The organism is Nocardioides sp. S-1144 (assembly GCF_005954645.2).
Taxonomy (GTDB): Bacteria; Actinomycetota; Actinomycetes; order Propionibacteriales; family Nocardioidaceae; genus Nocardioides; species Nocardioides dongxiaopingii.
This window is the reverse complement of the sequence record NZ_CP040695.2, coordinates 1,690,476-1,707,563: the sequence shown is the minus strand read 5'-3', so window position 1 is coordinate 1,707,563 and position 17,088 is coordinate 1,690,476. Positions and strand designations below refer to the sequence as shown.

Genomic DNA, 17,088 nt, shown 5'->3' with positions numbered 1-17,088 from the left:
CGGGCGGGACGGAGGAGTCGGGACAAGCCTGCCTCATGAGGGAGCGTGCCAGGTCATCCGGCTCCTCACAGTAGGTTTTGCCGTCAGGAGGAGAGACGAGACGTGATCGGCGACAGGTACTCGCTCGACCGGGAGATCGGTCGCGGCGGCATGGGAGCGGTCTGGCTGGGCCGCGACGAGCTCCTCGGGCGACCCGTGGCGATCAAGCGCGTCGGGGTGATGCCGGGCGGCTCGAGCCCCGACCTGATGCGCGCCGAGCGCGAGGCCCGCATCGCGGCGAGCCTCAACCACCCGAACATCGTCGGGATCTACGACCTCGCCCACGACGCCGACCAGCAGTACCTGGTCATGGAGTACGTCGAGGGCAGCACCCTGGCCGAGCTGGTCCGCGAGCGCGGACCGCTGCCGACGCGTGAGGCGGCGCGGATCCTGAGCCAGGCGGCGTCCGCGCTGGCAGCGGCGCACGCCAGCCAGATCGTGCACCGCGACGTGAAGCCGTCGAACATCCTGGTCCGCTCCGACGGCGAGGTGAAGCTGTCCGACTTCGGCATCGCCCGGATGACGGCGGACCCGTCGCTGACCCAGACCGGTCTGGTGACCGGCTCCCCCGCCTACCTGGCGCCCGAGGTGGCCTCGGGCACGCAGGCGACCCCCGCCAGCGACGTCTGGTCGCTCGGCGCCACGCTGTTCCACGCCCTGTCGGGCGCGCCGCCGTACGACGTCGGCGACAACGTCCTCGGGGCGCTCTACCAGATCGTCAACGAGCCGCCGCCGCGGCTGCCGAATCCCGGCGAGATGGCACCCGTGCTGCTCGCGACGATGGCGCACGACCCCCAGCGCCGGTGGGCGATGGAGGACGTCGCGCGCGTCCTGGAGCTGCTGGCCCACTCCGACCCCGACGCCTCCCCCCTTCCGGACCCCGGCCCCGCGACGCCCGACGTGACGGCCCTGCACCGCGCGACGCCGGTGGGCGGCACACGTGCCCTGCGCCCCGCACCCGAGCCGGCGGCCGAGCCGGTGCCGGCACCGGTCGAGCCACCGGCGCCGGACCGGGGCGTCGCGCCGCCGGCTCGCGCGGCCCGGCGCCGCCGTCCGGTGCTGCCGCTCCTGGTGGCCGCGCTCGTCGTGCTGCTCGTCGGTGTGATCGGCGCCCTGATCCTGACCGACGACCCGCAGGACGAGGCCACACCGCCCGGCGTGGCCACCTCGTCGGACCCGCCCTCGACGGCACCGTCGTCGGAGCCGACGAGCGCGACCTCGTCGCCGTCGACGGCGCCCTCCGAGGAGGAGATCCGCACCTTCGTGGTCGGCTACCTCCGCACCGCGAGCAAGGACCCCGAGGCCGGATTCGAGATGCTCACACCGAAGTACCAGGCCGAGAGCCCGGAGTACGACAGCTTCTGGGGCAGCGTCTCCAACCCGCGGGTCGATGCGTTCAGCGCGGACCCCGAGACCCTGGTCGCGACCTACACCTACACCTACAACCTGCGGGGCGCCGGCACGAAGACCGAGCAGGTGCGGCTCCAGCTCGTGCAGGACGACACCGGCGCGCTCCTCATCGACGGGGCGTCCTGAGATGGGCGACGAGCTGCTGCCCGCGACGCCGCCGATGGCCGGCCTGGACGTGGAGCGCCTGGACTCGCTGCGCGACCTCGACCCCGGCGACACGACCTACCTCGACCGGGCGATCGGCAACTTCCAGGTCAACTCCGCCGAGGCCGTCGCCGTGATCCGGGACGCCGTGGAGGCCGAGGACGTCGCGACGGTGAAGGCGCGCGCCCACAAGATCGCCGGCAGCGCGCTCAACCTCGGCGTCCCGCGGGCAGGCGAGGCCGCCCGGGCCGTCGAGCTCGCCGCCGACACCGGCAGCGTCGACCCGGCCCGACCGCTCCTGGAGGAGCTGGCCGACGCAATGGCCGAGGGCCGCGTCCGGCTGCTGGCCTACCAGGCGACCTACACCGCCTGAGCCCGCCTCGCGGCCCGGACCTAGGTGCTGGAGCGCCACGTCGTCGCTGCGCCGCAGGAGTAGGGCGGGTGGGGCTCGAACCCACGACCCAAGGATTATGAGGCCCGCGCTCGCAGCGACACGGTGGATGGTTGGTCCCCGTATCGTGTCGCGTTTCTCCCCCGCTGACGGTGCACAAACCGGACATCCTCGCGCAGGTCGACCCTGAGACCTCACACGCCGCCCGGCGTGTCGGGCACGGATTTGTCGGTGCCCTCGGTCAACATGGAGTCACACTTACCGAAGGAAGGAGGAGAGACATGGCGAAGAAGTCGAGCACCAGGACCATCACCCGCGACGCGGGGACCGGCCGGATCGTGAAGCCGTCGAGGGCGAAGACCCACCCGAAGACGACCGTCACCGAGACCGTCAAGAAGAAGTAGCACCACGACGCCGTGGCGGCGGGGAATGCCGCGGCGCCTAGGGAGCCCCGCCCGTACCGAAGCGCTCTAATCGCCTCGGGCCGAGCGGGGCTCCTCCCGTATTCAAGCGCCCACTAGGCTTTGGGCGCACCTCGGGCCGGTAGCTCAGCTGGTAGAGCAGAACACTCATAATGTTCCACGCACGGGTTCGAGCCCCGTCCGGCCCACTCAGTGCTCGTCGCGCCTGACCATGTTCCGCGCGACCTGCTCGCGCATCCTCGGGTCGAGGTGCTCGTCGAGGACGACCTCGGAGACGGCCGCCCGGATCTTGGCGTCCATCCGGCCGTTCGCCAGGAAGCGCGTGAGCGAGCCGTAGGACGCTCGGGAGCTGGGCTTGAGGTCCAGCAGCTCGGTGGTCTCGGGGAGCCACACGGACAGTCTCTTGTCGGACACGGGGATTCCTCTCGTCGGGAACCAACGTGCCGCGTTCTCGACCCACGGAGCCCGAACTTATGAGTCCTCTGCTCTGACCGACTGAGCTACCGCCCCGCAGGTCGCGTCCTCGCAGGTCAAGGGGCGTCTTCCTGCTCGCTGGCGAGGGCACTCCCCAGGCGCCCGACCCTATCGTGCCGCCGCGACGCTGCTCGCCTGACCGGCGTGGATGTCGCTCACCCACGCCCAGCCGGGCTCGGCGTCCGGCCCGATCCGCGGGTCGTCCGGGGGTCGACCCTCGCGCAGGGCGTGGAGGTAGGCGCGGTCCAGCTCGACCCGGGCCAGCACCTCCCGTCCCCGACCGACGGACCCGTGGCCGGGCACGACGACGTCGACGTGCTCGGCGGCGTCCTGCAGCGTCCGCAGCCCGACGAGGTACTCCTCGACCGGGTCGTTGGCGGGCCCGAAGTCGTCGAGCATCGGGACGAACACGTCGGAGAGCATGTCGCCGGCGACGAGCACGCCGCTGTCCTCGACGACCAGGGCGGCGTGCCCCGGCGAGTGCGCCGGGTGCTCGACGACGCGCACCCGGGGGCCGTCCCACGCGAGCTCCGTGCAGCCCGGCGGCAGACCCGTGAGCAGGCCGTAGAGGTGCAGCGGCACGTCGTCGGCCACCTCCGGAGGCAGCACCTCCGCGGCGCGGGCCGCCCAGTCCTCCTGGAGCCGCACCTCCCGCGCGGCGGCCGCACAGCGCTGCGTGCCGTGACGGGGCACGTCGCCGAGGGACTCGTGCCAGAGCGCGTGGTCCCAGTCGGGGTGGGTGGCGAAACCGGCGACCACGCGCAGGCCCGCGGACCGCAGGTCGTCGGCGAGACACCGCATCTCCGCGCTGGTGATGCCTGGGTCGACCAGCAGCACGCCGTCGCGACCGACGACCACGACGGTGTTGTTGCGCAGCAGCTCGCTCTGGTGCACCAGCACCCCGTCGGCGACCTCGGTCAGCACGGGCGCCGCGTCCTTCTCGATCCAGATTCGTCCACGACACCCAGACCCGACCGCTGCCGCGGAATCATCGGCGCGCGGCACGCCGTGGGCGGGACGGACGTCGAGGGGTGCGCGGGGCCGGTCAGTCGGACGCGGCGGCGTCCTCGGGCACCTCGTCGGAGACGGGGTTGTAGGCGCAGACGTCGACGGGGTTCTCCGCGCGCCTGACCTTGGGGGCGCCGGCGGGCCGCGGCGGCGGGTTCAGCGCGTTGGCCACGGTCTCGCGCACGTAGTCGAAGTCCGGGTCGGCCGAGCTGAACTGGTCGGAGGACCGGAAGACGACCGAGCGGGTCTTGCCCTCCTTCACCTTGAGCAGCAGCTCGACGAAGTCGGGGGCGATCCTGCGCGGGATGTCGGTGAGGACGATCTCCTTGCCGGCGTTCACGATGTCGACGTAGCGGGTCAGCATCGTGGTGGGGTCGGCCGCCTCGATGATGGCGTCGATCGTGCAGCGCTGGCGGTCCATCCGCGCGTAGTCGTCGGAGCCGTACCGGCCGCGCGCGAACCAGAGCGCGTCGAAGCCGTCGAGGTGCTGGTCGGGCCCGGGGTCGAGGTAGTCGGTCGGCGGGATGCCGGCGTCGGTGTTGCCGTTGATCGCGACCGGCTCGTTGATGTTGACGGTGATGCCACCCATGGCGTCGACGATCGTCTGGAAGCCCTTGAGGTTGACCATCAGGTAGTAGTTGACCGGGATCCCGAGGCTGCCCTCGACGGCCAGCTTGAGGGCGTCGGCACCCTCGTTGTCGCTGTCGCCGAGGACGCCGGGGTGCGCGGCCGGCACCTGCCCGTAGATCGCGTTGAGCATGTCGAAGCCGGGGTCACCGAGGCCGGTCTGGTAGCCGTCGGGGTAGAGGTCGTGGAGCGGGGAGTCCTCCGGGAACTCGGCGTACATCATGTTGCGCGGCAGGCTGAACATGATCGTCCGGCCGGTGGCGGTGTCGATGCTGACGAGGATCACCGTGTCGGTCCGCACGCCGGTGCGGTCGTCGCCGCCGTCGCCGCCCAGGAGCAGCACGTTGACGTAGTCCTGGCCCGCCCACGGGTTGTCCTTCGAGACGTTGTCGGGCGTGGTTCCGCTCCGGACGTTGTCCGGGAAGACGTCCTCGACGCCGTCGGCGGTGACCAGCGCGTACTGCGCGGCGCGCAGCACGGGGGCCGCGCCCACGAGGACCAGCGCCACGACCAGGACGTGGCCGATCACCGTGTGGGCCCGCGACCGCTCCCGGGGACGCACCAACCGGTACGACGTGTAGACGATGAACGCCCAGACGAGGAGCACCGCGCCGAGCGCGGCCGCCGCCACGCGGACCAGCGTCGGGTCGAAGGCGAGGTCGAGGGCCGCGGAGACGCCGCGACCGAAGTACCAGACCAGGACGCCGATGCTGGCCAGCCACACCCCGAGCACGAGGACGCCGAGGAAGCGGCGCCCCGCGAACAGGTAGCCCGAGCCGGGCACGAACGCGCCGAGCGCCGTGAGGCCGATGGTGCCGGGCAGGCCGTCGGCCCGGCGGCGCTCGCGTCGGGCCCGTCGCGCACCGCCGGTGGGTCGCGTGCGCACCGGACGACGCGACGACCGCGGGGCGCGCCGGCTCCCGCCGGGCCTCGGCGGGTCCGTCTCGTCGAGCACCTCGTGCGACATGTCGTCCTCGGGCCGGGGGCAGGTTGGAGTGCCGGGAGGACCGGCGCGAGGAAAATAACACCGCACCCCTGAGCGTGGTGTCATCCTGGCGGGCATGGACCCCGAGCCGCTCGAGCCGCTGGACGAGACCTGGGAGCGGGCGCTGTGCGTCGTCGCCCACCCCGACGACATGGAGTTCGGCGCCGCCGCGGCGGTCGCCCGCTGGACCGGGCAGGGCAAGAGCGTCGGGTACTGCATGGTCACCAGCGGCGAGGCCGGCATCGACGCGCTCGCGCCGCAGGAGTGCCGCGCGGTGCGGGAGGCCGAGCAGGTGGAGTCCGCCCGCATCGTCGGGGTCGACCACGTCGAGTTCCTCGGGCTGCCCGACGGCGTCCTCGAGTACGGCGTCGCGCTGCGGGCCGCGATCGCGCGGTCCGTGCGGGCGTTCCGGCCCGACGTGGTGGTCACGGGCAACTTCCGCGACACCTGGGGCGGGCGCAACCTCAACCAGGCCGACCACATCGCCGTGGGCCGCGCCGTCCTCGACGCCGTGCGCGACGCCGGCAACCGCTGGGTCTTCGCCGACCAGCTCGGCGACCAGGTCGGCGACCAGGCGGGGGCCACCGGGTTGGAGCCGTGGGGCGGCGTCCGCGAGGTGTGGGCGTTCGGCTCGCCGCAGTCGACGCACGGCGTCGACACCACCGACACCTTCGACGCCGGGGTGGCCTCGCTCGAGGCCCACGGCGCCTACATCGAGGGCCTCGGGTGGGAGCACTTCGACGCCCGCGAGTTCCTCGAGGGCATGGGCCGCCAGACCGGGCAGCGGCTCGGTGTGGGCTTCGGGGCACCCTTCGAGGTGTTCCCGATGGGCTGGGGCGAGTAGGCGCCGGCGGTGCGGCTCACGACCACGGTCCCGGCCCTGCCGGTGCGCGACGTCGTCCGCGCCGTCGAGGCGTACGAGCGCACGCTCGGCTTCCACGCCGCGCACCTCGACCCGGGCGGCTTCGCGATCGTCGTCCGCGACGACGCCGAGCTGCACCTGTGGCAGGCCGCCGACGACGGGTGGCGGCAGCGCACCCCCGGCGAGTTGGCCGAGTCCCCCGTCCGCTCGGGGGCCGAGGACTTCCTGGCCGGCACCGCGAGCTGCCGGATCGCCTGCTCCGACGTCGACGCGCTGCACGCCGAGCTCGCCCCGACCGGGGCGCTCCACCCGACCGACGCCGGTCGACCGGCCGCCACGTCGCACGGCACCCGCGAGGTCGCCGTCCTCGACCTGGACGGCAACCTGCTCACGTTCGTCGAGGCGGTGGTGGGCGGCCCCTGAGCGGAGGCCCTAGAGTGGGGTCCGGTGCGCCGGGAAGTCTGGTCGGCATGATCTCGTCGACCCCCCAGGAGCCTCGTGTCCACGCCACCGCCCTCGTCACCCCGCTCGCCGCGTCTCTTCGCGCGCGGCTCGTTCCTCGAGCACTCCCGCACCGCGGAGGTCCTGCGCGCCGAGACGACCGGGGGGCTGCTGCTGATCGCCGGCGCCGCCCTCGCCATCGTCTGGGCCAACACCCCGTGGAGCGGGACCTACGAGGACCTCCGCGACCTGACCGTCGGACCGTCGTCGCTGCACCTGGACCTCTCGCTGGGGACCTGGGCCGCCGACGGGCTGCTCGCCATCTTCTTCTTCGTGGTCGGCCTGGAGCTCAAGCGCGAGTTCGTCGCCGGTGACCTCCGCGACCCCCGCCGCGCCGCGCTGCCCGTGGCGGCGGCCCTGGGCGGGATGGCCGCGCCCGCGCTGATCTTCGTGCTCTGGAACCTCGGGCCCGACGGAGCCCTCACCGGGTGGGCGATCCCGACCGCCACCGACATCGCCTTCGCTGTAGCCGTCCTGGCCGTGATCAGCACCCACCTCCCCAGCGGCCTGCGGACCTTCCTGCTCACGCTCGCCGTCGTCGACGACCTCCTGGCGATCACGATCATCGCGATCTTCTACACCGACGAGCTGCGGCTGGGCTATCTGGCGCTCGCGCTGGTGCCCATCGGCCTCTTCGCGCTCCTCGTCCAGCGACGGATCCGCTCCGGGTGGCTCCTGATCCCGCTGGCCCTGGTCGCCTGGGCGCTGGTGCACGAGTCCGGCGTCCACGCCACGGTGGCCGGCGTGCTGCTCGGGTTCACCGTCCCGGTGATGCGGAGCAGGGCCGCGGGTGGACCCGACGCCGGGCCCGGACTCGCCGAGCACCTCGAGCACCTCGTCCGCCCGATCAGTGCCGGGATCGCCGTCCCCGTCTTTGCCTTCTTCGCCGCCGGCGTCACCGTCGGCGGCCTCAGCGGCCTGGCCGAGTCGCTGCAGGACCCCGTCGCCCTCGGCATCGCCACCGGGCTGCTGGTCGGCAAGACCGTGGGCATCGCCGGCTCCACCTGGCTGTTGTCCACCTTCACCCGGGCCGACCTCGACGACGACCTCACCTGGCTCGACGTCATCGGGATCTCGATGCTCGCCGGCATCGGCTTCACGGTCTCCCTGCTCATCGGCGAGCTGGCCTTCGGGACCGGGAGCGAGCGCGACGACCACGTGAAGGTCGGCGTGCTGCTCGGGTCGCTGGCCGCCGCGCTGCTCGCCTCGGCGCTGCTCCGGGCGCGCAACCGCGTCTACCGGCGTCTCCACGACGCCGAGTCCCTCGACGCGGACGGCGACGGCGTCCCCGACGTCTTCCAGACCGACCGCGACGAACGATAGGTGCCGCACGGACGTCGTCGGGCGCGGCAATCTCGCGGAGCGCGCTCGGACGGAGCCCCCGCCGCGGCCAGGGCTGGGCCGGCGCCCCGAGAGGGTGCCGTGTTAGTCGACGGCGTCCTCGTAGACGACACCGGTGATGCCTGAGGAGCCGAGTGCCCGACGCACGCGGTCGGTCGCGAGGAACGTGAAGTGGGGCCGGGCCTCGATCCAGAAGATGTCGGAGCCGTCCCATCCCCTGGCGGGGTCGAAGACGGCGCCTGGGATGCGATCTCCAACGTCGTCCAGCGTTCCCTCGAAGAAGTTGTCGCAGGACCCGGTCACCACCAGGACCCGGTAACCGGGCAGCTCCTCGCCGTCCTTGAACCTCACGAGCGCCGGCACCGTCCGCCACCCGGTCGCGCCGCTCGATTCGAGCACGTCCACGTGTCAGCGTTCGCGTATGCGGCCCGGACCATCCAGAATCGCGCATCGCTGCTCATGCGAGCGGTTCTACCACCGTGAGCCCGGACCTGGTGGCGAGCGCGGACACCGGGGGGGGGGGGGGGGGGGGGGGGGGGGGGGGGGGGACGAACCCGCGGTCAGCCCAGTGGCCCGTGCTCGCGGTCCTGACCCCACCCGAAACCACTCTCGGCGACGAAGTCGACGAGGTTCGAGCGCAGCCGCTCGCGCCAGTCGGCGAGCGTCAGGTGGGGCACGCCGTCCTGGACGACCCAGTCCTGGAACGTCTCCCCCACGGCCACCAGGCTCAACGAGTAACCGCCGAGCTGGTCGCGGGTGAGGTGCATCGACGTGAGCTCCCGGTCGGTGAGGACGGCCCGGACGGCGGGCTCGACGACGACACGCATCACGTCCACGAGCGACTCCACGACCCGAGGGTATTCGCGGGCCCACCTCGCGACGTCCTGGGCGCACGGCTGAGCCCGTCGTGGTGTCGCGAGCACGGATGTGAGGCTTCGCCGGACGGCTGGTGGTGCGGCGCCGTAGCGTGCGCTCGTCCACCCTCGCCGCCGTCCCGGCCGCCGCACTCACCTGGAGTCCTCATGCCTCGTCGGGCCCACGCCCCCGCCGCCCGCACCGCCGCGGTCACGGTCGCCCTCACCGCGTTGAGCCTGGGATCGCTCGCGGCCGCCCAGGCCGACGAGAGTCCCGCACCCGTCACGGCCGACGACACCACCACCATCGAGGCCCGCACCGTCGAGTTCGGCGGCGTCTCGTTCGTCGACGTCCTCGCCAACGACCGCTCCGTGAACGACGACGACCTCGAGATCTGCCGGGTACGGGCTCCCCGGCGGGGCCTGTCCGTGGCCGAGGTCGGGGTGGGCGGCAGCTTCGAGATCCAGTCGCCCGCCGGCGGCGTGAGCGTCGGCGGCGGGAGCGTCGGGAGCGACGGTTCCGTCGAGGAGGGTGCCCGCGAGAGCATCGCGGTGCTGCCGTGGGCCAACCGCGCGGGCACGTTCACCTTCACCTACTGGGCCTGCGACACCGAGCACCTCACACCCGCCACCGTCACCGTCACCGTCACCAGGACTCCCCAGGTGACCGTCCGGAAGGCCGACCGGCCCGGCAGGCTCCGCTTCACCAACCCCCGGGCGAACCGGGCAGTGGTGCTGTACGCAGGGCCCGGGCAGGAGCCGCCCTACGGGAGGGTCGGCCTCGCCCCCCGCAGCAGCGAGACCCGCCGCGTCGAGTTCCGCAAGGTCGTCTGGGTCGCCATCTCGCCGCGCACCGGCGAACCGCTGGCCTCGGGCATCGTCCGCGGGATCCGCCTGCCCGGCTCCGCGAACCGGAGCGGCGACGTCGCTCCCGGTGCCGAGTCCGAGCTGACCGCTCGCATGCTGCGCGCCTGGCGCAGCGCCCACCCCCGACCCTGACCCGAGGTCGGCCACGCCCCGTGGCGCCGACGTCGGAGGCCTCGTCGCGACCGGGACGGCCCCCGGCGGTCCGGCTGGACGGGCGGACGACTCCTCGGTTCAGCCGGTCTGCTCCCCCAGACGGGGAAAGGGCTCGAGGGAGAAGATGACCTCGGCCGGCACGTCGAAGAACGCCGCGATGCTGAGCGCGAGGTGGAGGCTGGGGCTGAACTCGCCCCGTTCGAGGTAGCCGATCGTCTGGTAGTGCACCCCGACGCCGTCGGCGAGCTCGCGCCTCGACACTCCTCGTTCGGCGCGAAGCATCGCGATGCGCTGGTGCACGAACTCGCTGCGGGGCGCCACTCAGCTCCACCCCTGCATGGCCTTGGCCTTGCGGCTCTCGACCGCCGAGCCGGACTCCTTGCGCGCCATCGCCCGCAGCACCCTGGGCGCGACCAGCAGCCCGAGGGCGGCGTACGCGCCGAGCACGCCGAACGTCGTCAGGGTGTGGAACTGCCCTCCCAGCTCGGCCGCCGCGGCGGCCTCGGGGAGCAGGGCGTCGCGCATGCCGGCCCCGAGCCAGTAGACCGGGAACGCCTGGGCGACCGGGTGGAGCCAGTCCGGCATCCCGGTGATCGGGTAGAAGATGCCCGAGATCGCGATGAGCCCGATCATCGGCAGGAACGTCAGGCCGAACCCGGCGCCGGCCGACTTGACGCAGGCTCCGACGACCGCTCCCCAAGGCATGGTCGCGAGCATGCCGAGCAGGAAGACCGCCAGCAGCATCAGCCAGCCGGTGAGCGGGACGTCGGTGAGCCCGGGAAGCAGGAACAGGCCCGCCACGAGGAAGATCACGAGGCCGAGCGCCGTGTTGAGCACGGCGAGGGTCACGCGGGCGACGAGGTAGGCGAGCATGCCGTGCGGGGTCGACTTGGCTCGCAGGAGCGTGCCGTCCTCACGCTCGACGGCGAGCATCTGCGCGGTGCCCATCCACCCGCCCATGACGACGTTCATGCCGATCAGCCCGGGCAGCGTCGCGACCGCCAGCGAGTAGCCGGTGTCGGCGAGGTCGGAGTCGCGCTGGAGCACCAGGACGCCGATGAAGATGCCGTTCATCACGACGATCCAGATCTGGTCGGCGCGGTTGGTCAGGCTGTGGGCCATCTCGATGCCGCCGCGGCGCACGCCGAGGCGGGTCGCGTGCAGGACCGCGCGCGACGGCAGCAGGCTCGAGGTGCCGCTCATCGCACGACCTCCAGGGGCTGCCGTCCGGCTGCGGGGTCGCTCTCGAACCGCTGGACCAGGGTCATGTAGCTGTCCTCCAGGGTGCTGCGACGGACCTCGAGGTCGCCGATCTCGCTGCCGTGCTGCTCGAAGAGCTCGCGCACGAAGCGGGTGGCGTCGGCGGCAGCGTGGACGAAGTGCTCCCCGCCCCGGCTCCACCGCACCTCGGTCTGGCCCTCCACCGCGCGGGACAGCTCGGCGGCGCTGCCGTCGGCGACGATCCGACCGCCGGCGAGGATCAGGATGCGGTCGGCGAGCTTCTCGGCCTCGTCGAGGTCGTGTGTCGTGAGCAGGATCGTGGTGCCCTCGAGGTCGGCGAGCCGGTGCACCACGTCGTGGAAGTCGCGCCGCGCCTGCGGGTCGAAGCCCGTGGTGGGCTCGTCGAGGAAGAGCACGTCGGGGCGACCCACGATGCCGATCGCGACGTCGAGACGTCGCCGCTGCCCGCCTGACAAGGACCCGGCCTTCTGGCGGGCGTGCCCGGCGAGGCCGACGGTCTCGAGCAGCTCGTCCACGTCCATGGGGCGCGGCCGGTGGGCGGTGGAGAAGGGCTCGTAGTACGCGCCCAGGTGCACCAGCAGCTGGCGCACCCCCCACCGCCCGTGGTCGCGCCACGACTGCTGGACGATGCCGAGACGGGCCCGCCACGTCTCGTCGGCCCTGGCCGGGTCGAGACCGAGCACGTCGACCTCACCGTCGGAGCGGTGACGGAACCCCTCGAGAATCTCGATGGTCGTGCTCTTGCCCGCTCCGTTGGGACCGAGCAGGGCGAGGACCTCGCCCTGGTGGGCGTCGAACGTGACGTCGTCGAGCACCACGCTGTCGCCGTAGCTCATCCGCAGGTTCTGCACCGAGATCACCGGGTCGGTCCCGTGTCGGTCAGCCATGGAACGGAATGTAGCAGGAATGCTACATCTGTGTCCGGTCGTCGTCGGGCGTCTCCGGCGAGGCGGTTGTCGAGGCGCGCCGGTCGACCACCGGCCGGGCGCAGCCTGGCCGGTCGCACCCGCGCGCGGCCTGCCTACTCCCCCTGTGCCCAGGCGGCGACGGGCAAGGACAGGTAGACCCCGACGCTCGCCGTTCCAGCCGCTTCGACGACGTCGTCGCAGAGCCGCTCGCACCGCTCCTGGCGCGTCTCGGCACGACTCGCGAACCACTTCGAGCGAACCTCCACCACCACCTCGAGGCCGCCGGAGTCGTGGGCACCCCTCGGGCGGAAGCGGACCTCCACGTCGCCCGCTCGGAGCACGCCGTCGTACAGCTCCTCCGGGCACTCCACCGCAACGGACACGGCTTGCGGCAGGGCGGCGGCCAGGTCGCGGATCCGATCCGTGGGGAGGTGGGGGTCGTGGGTGACCTCGACGATGGGCATGGCGGAACGCTAGTCCGACCCCTGGCGGGCGTGCGTCACGTCTGCGTGGCGACGCACTGACGACGACGTGGTCGGGCGGATCCCGAACCGCACCAGGTCACGTCCACCGCGTTGCCGTGCGACGGGATGGAACGCAACGGCCCTCGGTCGTGAGGAAGGGCGACGCAACCTCAACACCCGCTCGTGGTACCTGGGGCCGCTGATCGGGCACCTGAGACGGAGGAGCTGGGCCTGACCTGCAGGGCAGGGTCCTCCTGACCGGCACCTCGTCGGCCGGTCGGCCAGGTCACGTGTGCGCGGGGATGGGGTGGAGCAGGGTGTTCGGTGAGGTACCGGCGCTTCCGGTGGTGGTGCCCCTCGGTGGGGTGGTCCTCGTCGTCTGCCTGGAGCACTTGCGACGGCGCGGTCTGCTCACGGCACCGCGAGCCGCAGTGGCCCTGACCCTCAGCGTGTACGCCGCTGGGGTCGTCGCGAACACGGTCTTCCCCGTCTTCTTGGACAAACCGGCAGGCAGTGCCGGATGGGGTCGGTTCCTCAACGTCACTCCGGTGACCGGCTACGAGCTCGGCGACGCGGTGATCAACGTGTGCGTCTTCGTCCCCGTGGGGGTGCTGGTGTCGCTGGTGGCGCCCTCCTGGCCGTGGTGGCGAGCGCTGGCTGTGGCGACCGTGTGCAGCCTCTTCATCGAGGCGAGCCAGTTCGTGACCGCGATTCTCCTGGGAGGAGGTCACATCGCCGACGTCAACGACCTGATCTTCAACGCTGTCGGGGCCGCGCTGGGGCTGCTGTTCCTGTCTGCACTCTCGGCGGCGCCGGTAGCCGCTCGCCTGGTCGACAGGTGCCGCTGGTCCCGAGGCGGCGCAGCCGTGTGAGCCGGCGGGCCGTAGCAGGGCGAACTACCCCGGGTGTCTAGCGGCGCGGGCCACGAAACCCGGGCGTCAGGACCTCGGTTGGGAGCGGGGTCCTGCGAGCCGACCTGAACCGCGTCGCGGGTCAGCGGTGCTGACGGAGCCCGAGACTCAGCCCAGGTGCAGAGTCTGCTCACCGGTCGGGCGCACGACCGTGTGTTCGTCTGGCCGTTGCAGGGCGAGCTCCGCGGAGCGACTCAGCTCGGCCGGCCACCGGGGCGCCACTGATGCACCTCGACCTCGGTGTAGCAATCGGCGGCGAGGATCCCCCGCGCCTCGTCTGGGTCGGATGCCCCCAGGAGGACGGCTGCTCCCAGGACCAGGGACCCGTCGTCGGACAGGAGCGGCCCGCAGGCGATCAGGTCGTCGCCGACCGGCAGGTCCGGGCCGTCCACTGCCGGGTCCGGGGTGAACCCGAGGACGAGGTAGCGGTTGGCGTCAGGCCGACCGCCACCGACGTCCCACATGGTGCGACCCAGGGCGTTGTGCCACCGCCGCAGCAGCACGTCGCGGTAGGCGCCGGCCTGGTAGCCGGGCTCGTCGAAGGCGAAGGCTCGAGCTGCGGTCGGGTCTGGCAGATTGAGGATGTGCACGCTGCCGGTCAGGGTTCCGTCGCTGGTGAAGGTGGGCCCGCGGGCAATCATCCCTGCGGCGAACTGGTCCATGTAGGACCAGTGCTCCTCCACCATCCGGGTCCGCAGCGGAGTCGAGCCGGGGCGATCGCGGTGGTAGCAGAAGAACTCCATGCGCGATCATCTCCGGTTTGCGCGGTCGGGGCGGCGCCCGCTGTGCGGGGTGGTCGGGTGGAGCCCGGTGCGCGGCATGGTGGGCGGAACTAGCCTCGAGCGTCTGCGAGGCGTTCGAGAGCGGCGGGCCCGACCCCGTGGAGGCTCGCCAGGTCGTGCAGGTCTGACGGGAGGTCGCTGATCGACAGGTAGCCGGCGTCGATCAGTGCGCCAGTAGCGGGTCGTCCGATCTTGACGCCGTCGAACCGGTCGCCGCGATCCAGGTGGTGTGACACGAGAGCTCGGACTTGCATCCGTCGTGAAAGTCATCGGTCACATGGCTCGGCGATCCACGGGCCGTACTGCAGCCGGGTCACACCGGCCGCAGCGCGGGCATGGCTGGGCGGGCATGCAGCGCGGCCTGCCGGGGCGGTGCTCAAGACGCTGGTACCGGCTGGACCAGCGCGACTCGTCGAGAGCCAACGGCCCGTGCTGGCGGCACGTCCAGGCTTGCGGCCTCGGCGGCGTCGTTGCAGCCGGTGCCGCTCTCGCCGAGCACCAGCGTTATCCGCACTTCTGAACGGCTCTCCTCGACGGCGTAGCCGACCGCTCCGTGTTCGGCGCACTGAGCCGCTTAACCCAGGACTCGGATGATCTCGCTGGCCGGGTCGGGTTCCTCGGGCAGCTCCGCGGCTGCAACGAACCAGTTCTCGTAGTCGTCGTCCACGACGACGAGGTTCGTCACCGTCCCGTTCTCGGCGCCCGCGATGTCGTCGTCGCTGGTGTCGTTGGAACACCCGGCGTTGACGAGAATCACCAGCCCCGCAACCAGCTCTCCGCCGAGCGCTCAGGCGGGGGCGGGGAGGGGCCGAACCCGGTGTTCGGCGATAACCCCCCGTTGGCGGCACGGCAGGTGCAACCCGTCACGCGGTAGAAACGAACGTTTGGCGGCCTGATCCGGAAGGTGTGGTGGAGCGCGACCGGTCTCGTGGTCCGCTTCACCGCCGATAGACGCTGACGAGCACGCTGTACGTCGCCTCGCGCTCGCCCGCGGGCTCCAACTCGTTGACAACGCGGTCGAGGTGCTTGGCCACGGCGTCGGCCTGCGGACGGGTGAGCCGGATCGTGCGGTGGTTGATCATCGGATCAGGTGCCGCCTCCACCTCCTCGGCAATCGAGTAGAACATCGCCCGCGTCGCGGCCCGGGACCCGCCAGCGAGCCGGAGCCTCCGAGCTGTGCGGACGTAGTACTGCTCGGTGCCCCCGCGGACGGTGCGGGTGTGGGCGGGAGCCAGGAGACCTGCGGCGACCAGCACCTTCACGTGGTGGGCGACGTTGCCCTTGTTGGTGGCCAGCCGGTGGGTGAGCTGACTGACAGTAATTCCGTCCGGAGGCACCTCGCGCCAGATGCGGTGCCGCATCGGATGGGCGAAGGCACTCAGCTGGGTCGCGTTGGTGGTCTCGATCGGCTCGGTCACCAATCAAGCGTCAAGAGATGTGGACGCTTCGTCAAGGGCCCATCGACACTGCGGACATGATCATCTCTCGCGTGCAGGACCTGGTCCGCGCCCATTACGTGTTCCCAGATGTCGCTGATCAGATCGCCGCCGGACTCGTCGGGATCTCGCTGTGCGATGACGATGCGGCTGACGCCGAGACGCTGACCGTCGCGTTGCAGATGATGAACGGCGACCGGCACCTGCGGGTGAGGCACTACCCCCAAGGCGTCCCGCCCGAGGACGACGACGCCGCGGTCCGGACCTGGTTTGCCGCGATGGTGCGGGAGCAGGGGCCGGGCATCAGCGAGGTGCGTCGCCTGGAGGGCAACGCAGGTCTCGTCGTCATCGGACCTGTCATCCCACCCCCGGAGCATCTCGCTCCGGCCGCCGCTGCGGCCTTCACGCTCCTGGGTGGAGCCACCCGGCTAGTCCTGGACGTGCGCAGCTGCGTGGGCGGCGTACCGGAATCGGTTGCCCTGCTGGTCAGCCACCTGTGCGGTGACGAGCCGGTGCACCTGCAGGACCTGGTCCGGCGCGACGGCATCATCGACTCGTCGTACACGACCCCGACGGTCTCCCCTCGGGTCCCCGCCGAGGTGCCGGTGGTCGTGCTCACCAGCGCTCGGACGTTCAGTGGCGGCGAGGAAGTTGCCTACGACCTGCAGGCCCTTGGCCGGGCAGGGGTCGTCGGCGAGACGACACGCGGCGGTGCCCACCCGCGTGAGGCGTTCGACCTGACTCCTCACCTCCAGCTGCACGTGCCCACGGCGCGCTCCGTCAACGCTGTAACCGGGAGCAACTGGGAAGGTACCGGCGTTGTGCCGGACATCGAGGGCCGTGCCGAGGAGGCGCTGGAGACCGCCCTAGGGTGAGCCGGCAGTGGCCTGAGGGAGGTGGATATCGCTCACCTCGGACAGCGACGGAACTGGTAGGTCACGACCCTGAGCCGGCTCGGACCGTCCTATCTCACCACCGTCCGGCGTCTGACCACAGCGCTCTCCAGCCAGATCGAGCTGGTTGCGTCAAGGTCGGCCGTCGCCCGTCAGGTCACCTCGACGGGAGGGATGCCCAGGGACGCTTCCAACTCGACCAGGATGGCTCCGGAGAGTCCGGTCTTGGTACAGATCCCTGGCGCTTCGGGCAGCGTCCGCTCAAGAACATCTGGAACGTCAAGGCCGTCGGCGCCGGTGGCACCGCCTCCGACACCCGCACGGTCCGCACCACCCGCTGATCCCCCACCTCCCGGGCCGGGCCGGCGTCCTCA

General features: G+C 71.9%; 21 protein-coding genes and 1 tRNA gene. 10 read left to right on the top strand and 12 right to left on the bottom strand.

The window, feature by feature from the left end; translation table 11 throughout:
• Positions 1–102 precede the first annotated feature (102 nt).
• The 4 genes from FE634_RS08080 (at position 103) to FE634_RS08070 (ending at position 2,594) form a co-directional block, all read left to right on the top strand.
• Entirely contained in the window at positions 103–1,575 is a 1,473-nt protein-coding gene (locus tag FE634_RS08080) for a serine/threonine-protein kinase (RefSeq protein ID WP_138875586.1), read from the top strand.
• A 1-nt stretch (position 1,576) separates the two neighbouring features.
• Positions 1,577–1,966, top strand: coding sequence for an Hpt domain-containing protein (locus tag FE634_RS08075; RefSeq protein WP_187366856.1), 390 nt, complete (start codon positions 1,577–1,579; stop codon positions 1,964–1,966).
• A gap of 299 nt (positions 1,967–2,265) precedes the next feature.
• Complete coding sequence (locus tag FE634_RS21585) at positions 2,266–2,388, top strand: hypothetical protein (protein WP_262347621.1); 123 nt, start codon at positions 2,266–2,268, stop codon at positions 2,386–2,388.
• A 133-nt stretch (positions 2,389–2,521) separates the two neighbouring features.
• A tRNA-Ile gene (locus FE634_RS08070) sits at positions 2,522–2,594 on the top strand.
• Between the two features lies 1 nt (position 2,595).
• On the opposite strand, the gene FE634_RS08065 is transcribed toward FE634_RS08070, so the two are convergent.
• From FE634_RS08065 to FE634_RS08055, 3 genes are all read right to left on the bottom strand, one after another.
• Complete coding sequence (locus tag FE634_RS08065) at positions 2,596–2,820, bottom strand: hypothetical protein (protein WP_137294620.1); 225 nt, start codon at positions 2,818–2,820, stop codon at positions 2,596–2,598.
• Between the two features lie 168 nt (positions 2,821–2,988).
• Positions 2,989–3,804, bottom strand: coding sequence for an MBL fold metallo-hydrolase (locus FE634_RS08060; RefSeq protein WP_138875584.1), 816 nt, complete (start codon positions 3,802–3,804; stop codon positions 2,989–2,991).
• A 121-nt stretch (positions 3,805–3,925) separates the two neighbouring features.
• Entirely contained in the window at positions 3,926–5,401 is a 1,476-nt protein-coding gene (locus tag FE634_RS08055) for an LCP family protein (protein ID WP_137294622.1), read from the bottom strand.
• A 175-nt stretch (positions 5,402–5,576) separates the two neighbouring features.
• Between FE634_RS08055 and FE634_RS08050 the strand changes: the two genes are divergently transcribed.
• From FE634_RS08050 to nhaA, 3 genes are all read left to right on the top strand, one after another.
• A complete protein-coding gene (locus FE634_RS08050; RefSeq protein WP_137294623.1) occupies positions 5,577–6,344 on the top strand; it encodes a PIG-L deacetylase family protein in 768 nt (255 codons plus the stop codon).
• A 9-nt stretch (positions 6,345–6,353) separates the two neighbouring features.
• Positions 6,354–6,785: a bleomycin resistance protein gene (locus FE634_RS08045; protein ID WP_138875582.1), complete on the top strand. Its 432-nt coding sequence runs from the start codon at positions 6,354–6,356 to the stop codon at positions 6,783–6,785.
• Positions 6,786–6,860: 75 nt separating this feature from the next.
• The gene (gene nhaA / locus FE634_RS08040) at positions 6,861–8,186 is read left to right on the top strand and encodes a Na+/H+ antiporter NhaA (protein WP_148240501.1); all 1,326 of its coding nucleotides are present in this window, start codon (positions 6,861–6,863) and stop codon (positions 8,184–8,186) included.
• Positions 8,187–8,288: 102 nt separating this feature from the next.
• Here nhaA and FE634_RS08035 read toward each other — a convergent pair whose 3' ends face one another.
• Together FE634_RS08035 and FE634_RS08030 are read right to left on the bottom strand one after the other, a co-directional pair.
• The gene (locus FE634_RS08035; protein ID WP_148240500.1) at positions 8,289–8,609 is read right to left on the bottom strand and encodes a hypothetical protein; all 321 of its coding nucleotides are present in this window, start codon (positions 8,607–8,609) and stop codon (positions 8,289–8,291) included.
• Between the two features lie 155 nt (positions 8,610–8,764).
• Entirely contained in the window at positions 8,765–9,052 is a 288-nt protein-coding gene (locus FE634_RS08030) for a vWA domain-containing protein (protein WP_138875581.1), read from the bottom strand.
• A 174-nt stretch (positions 9,053–9,226) separates the two neighbouring features.
• On the opposite strand from FE634_RS08030, the gene FE634_RS08025 reads away from it, so the two are divergent.
• Positions 9,227–10,057, top strand: a complete 831-nt coding sequence (locus FE634_RS08025; protein ID WP_148240499.1) for a hypothetical protein — start codon at positions 9,227–9,229, stop codon at positions 10,055–10,057.
• A 99-nt stretch (positions 10,058–10,156) separates the two neighbouring features.
• Here the strand turns inward: FE634_RS08025 and FE634_RS08020 are convergent, their stop codons facing one another.
• The 4 genes from FE634_RS08020 to FE634_RS08005 all read right to left on the bottom strand — a co-directional run bounded on the left by FE634_RS08020 (position 10,157) and on the right by FE634_RS08005 (position 12,692).
• A complete protein-coding gene (locus FE634_RS08020) occupies positions 10,157–10,399 on the bottom strand; it encodes a helix-turn-helix transcriptional regulator (RefSeq protein WP_212721834.1) in 243 nt (80 codons plus the stop codon).
• Complete coding sequence (locus FE634_RS08015) at positions 10,400–11,281, bottom strand: ABC transporter permease (RefSeq protein WP_137294628.1); 882 nt, start codon at positions 11,279–11,281, stop codon at positions 10,400–10,402.
• A complete protein-coding gene (locus tag FE634_RS08010) occupies positions 11,278–12,207 on the bottom strand; it encodes an ABC transporter ATP-binding protein (RefSeq protein ID WP_148240498.1) in 930 nt (309 codons plus the stop codon). Before FE634_RS08010 ends, FE634_RS08015 begins: the two co-directional genes overlap by 4 nt.
• A 134-nt stretch (positions 12,208–12,341) precedes the next feature.
• Entirely contained in the window at positions 12,342–12,692 is a 351-nt protein-coding gene (locus FE634_RS08005; RefSeq protein WP_138875578.1) for a hypothetical protein, read from the bottom strand.
• Between the two features lie 365 nt (positions 12,693–13,057).
• Here FE634_RS08005 and FE634_RS08000 point away from each other — a divergent pair, with 365 nt between their 5' ends.
• Positions 13,058–13,564: a VanZ family protein gene (locus tag FE634_RS08000; RefSeq protein WP_222847691.1), complete on the top strand. Its 507-nt coding sequence runs from the start codon at positions 13,058–13,060 to the stop codon at positions 13,562–13,564.
• A 233-nt stretch (positions 13,565–13,797) separates the two neighbouring features.
• On the opposite strand, the gene FE634_RS07995 is transcribed toward FE634_RS08000, so the two are convergent.
• The 3 genes from FE634_RS07995 to FE634_RS07980 all read right to left on the bottom strand — a co-directional run bounded on the left by FE634_RS07995 (position 13,798) and on the right by FE634_RS07980 (position 15,803).
• Positions 13,798–14,346: a YciI family protein gene (locus FE634_RS07995; protein WP_138875576.1), complete on the bottom strand. Its 549-nt coding sequence runs from the start codon at positions 14,344–14,346 to the stop codon at positions 13,798–13,800.
• 613 nt (positions 14,347–14,959) lie between these two features.
• Complete coding sequence (locus FE634_RS07985; RefSeq protein ID WP_138875574.1) at positions 14,960–15,142, bottom strand: hypothetical protein; 183 nt, start codon at positions 15,140–15,142, stop codon at positions 14,960–14,962.
• 181 nt (positions 15,143–15,323) lie between these two features.
• Positions 15,324–15,803 (bottom strand): winged helix-turn-helix domain-containing protein, encoded by a 480-nt coding sequence (locus FE634_RS07980; protein WP_138875573.1) that lies wholly within the window; start codon positions 15,801–15,803, stop codon positions 15,324–15,326.
• 56 nt (positions 15,804–15,859) lie between these two features.
• Here FE634_RS07980 and FE634_RS07975 point away from each other — a divergent pair, with 56 nt between their 5' ends.
• Complete coding sequence (locus FE634_RS07975; RefSeq protein WP_187366855.1) at positions 15,860–16,696, top strand: S41 family peptidase; 837 nt, start codon at positions 15,860–15,862, stop codon at positions 16,694–16,696.
• Positions 16,697–17,088: the final 392 nt, after the last annotated feature.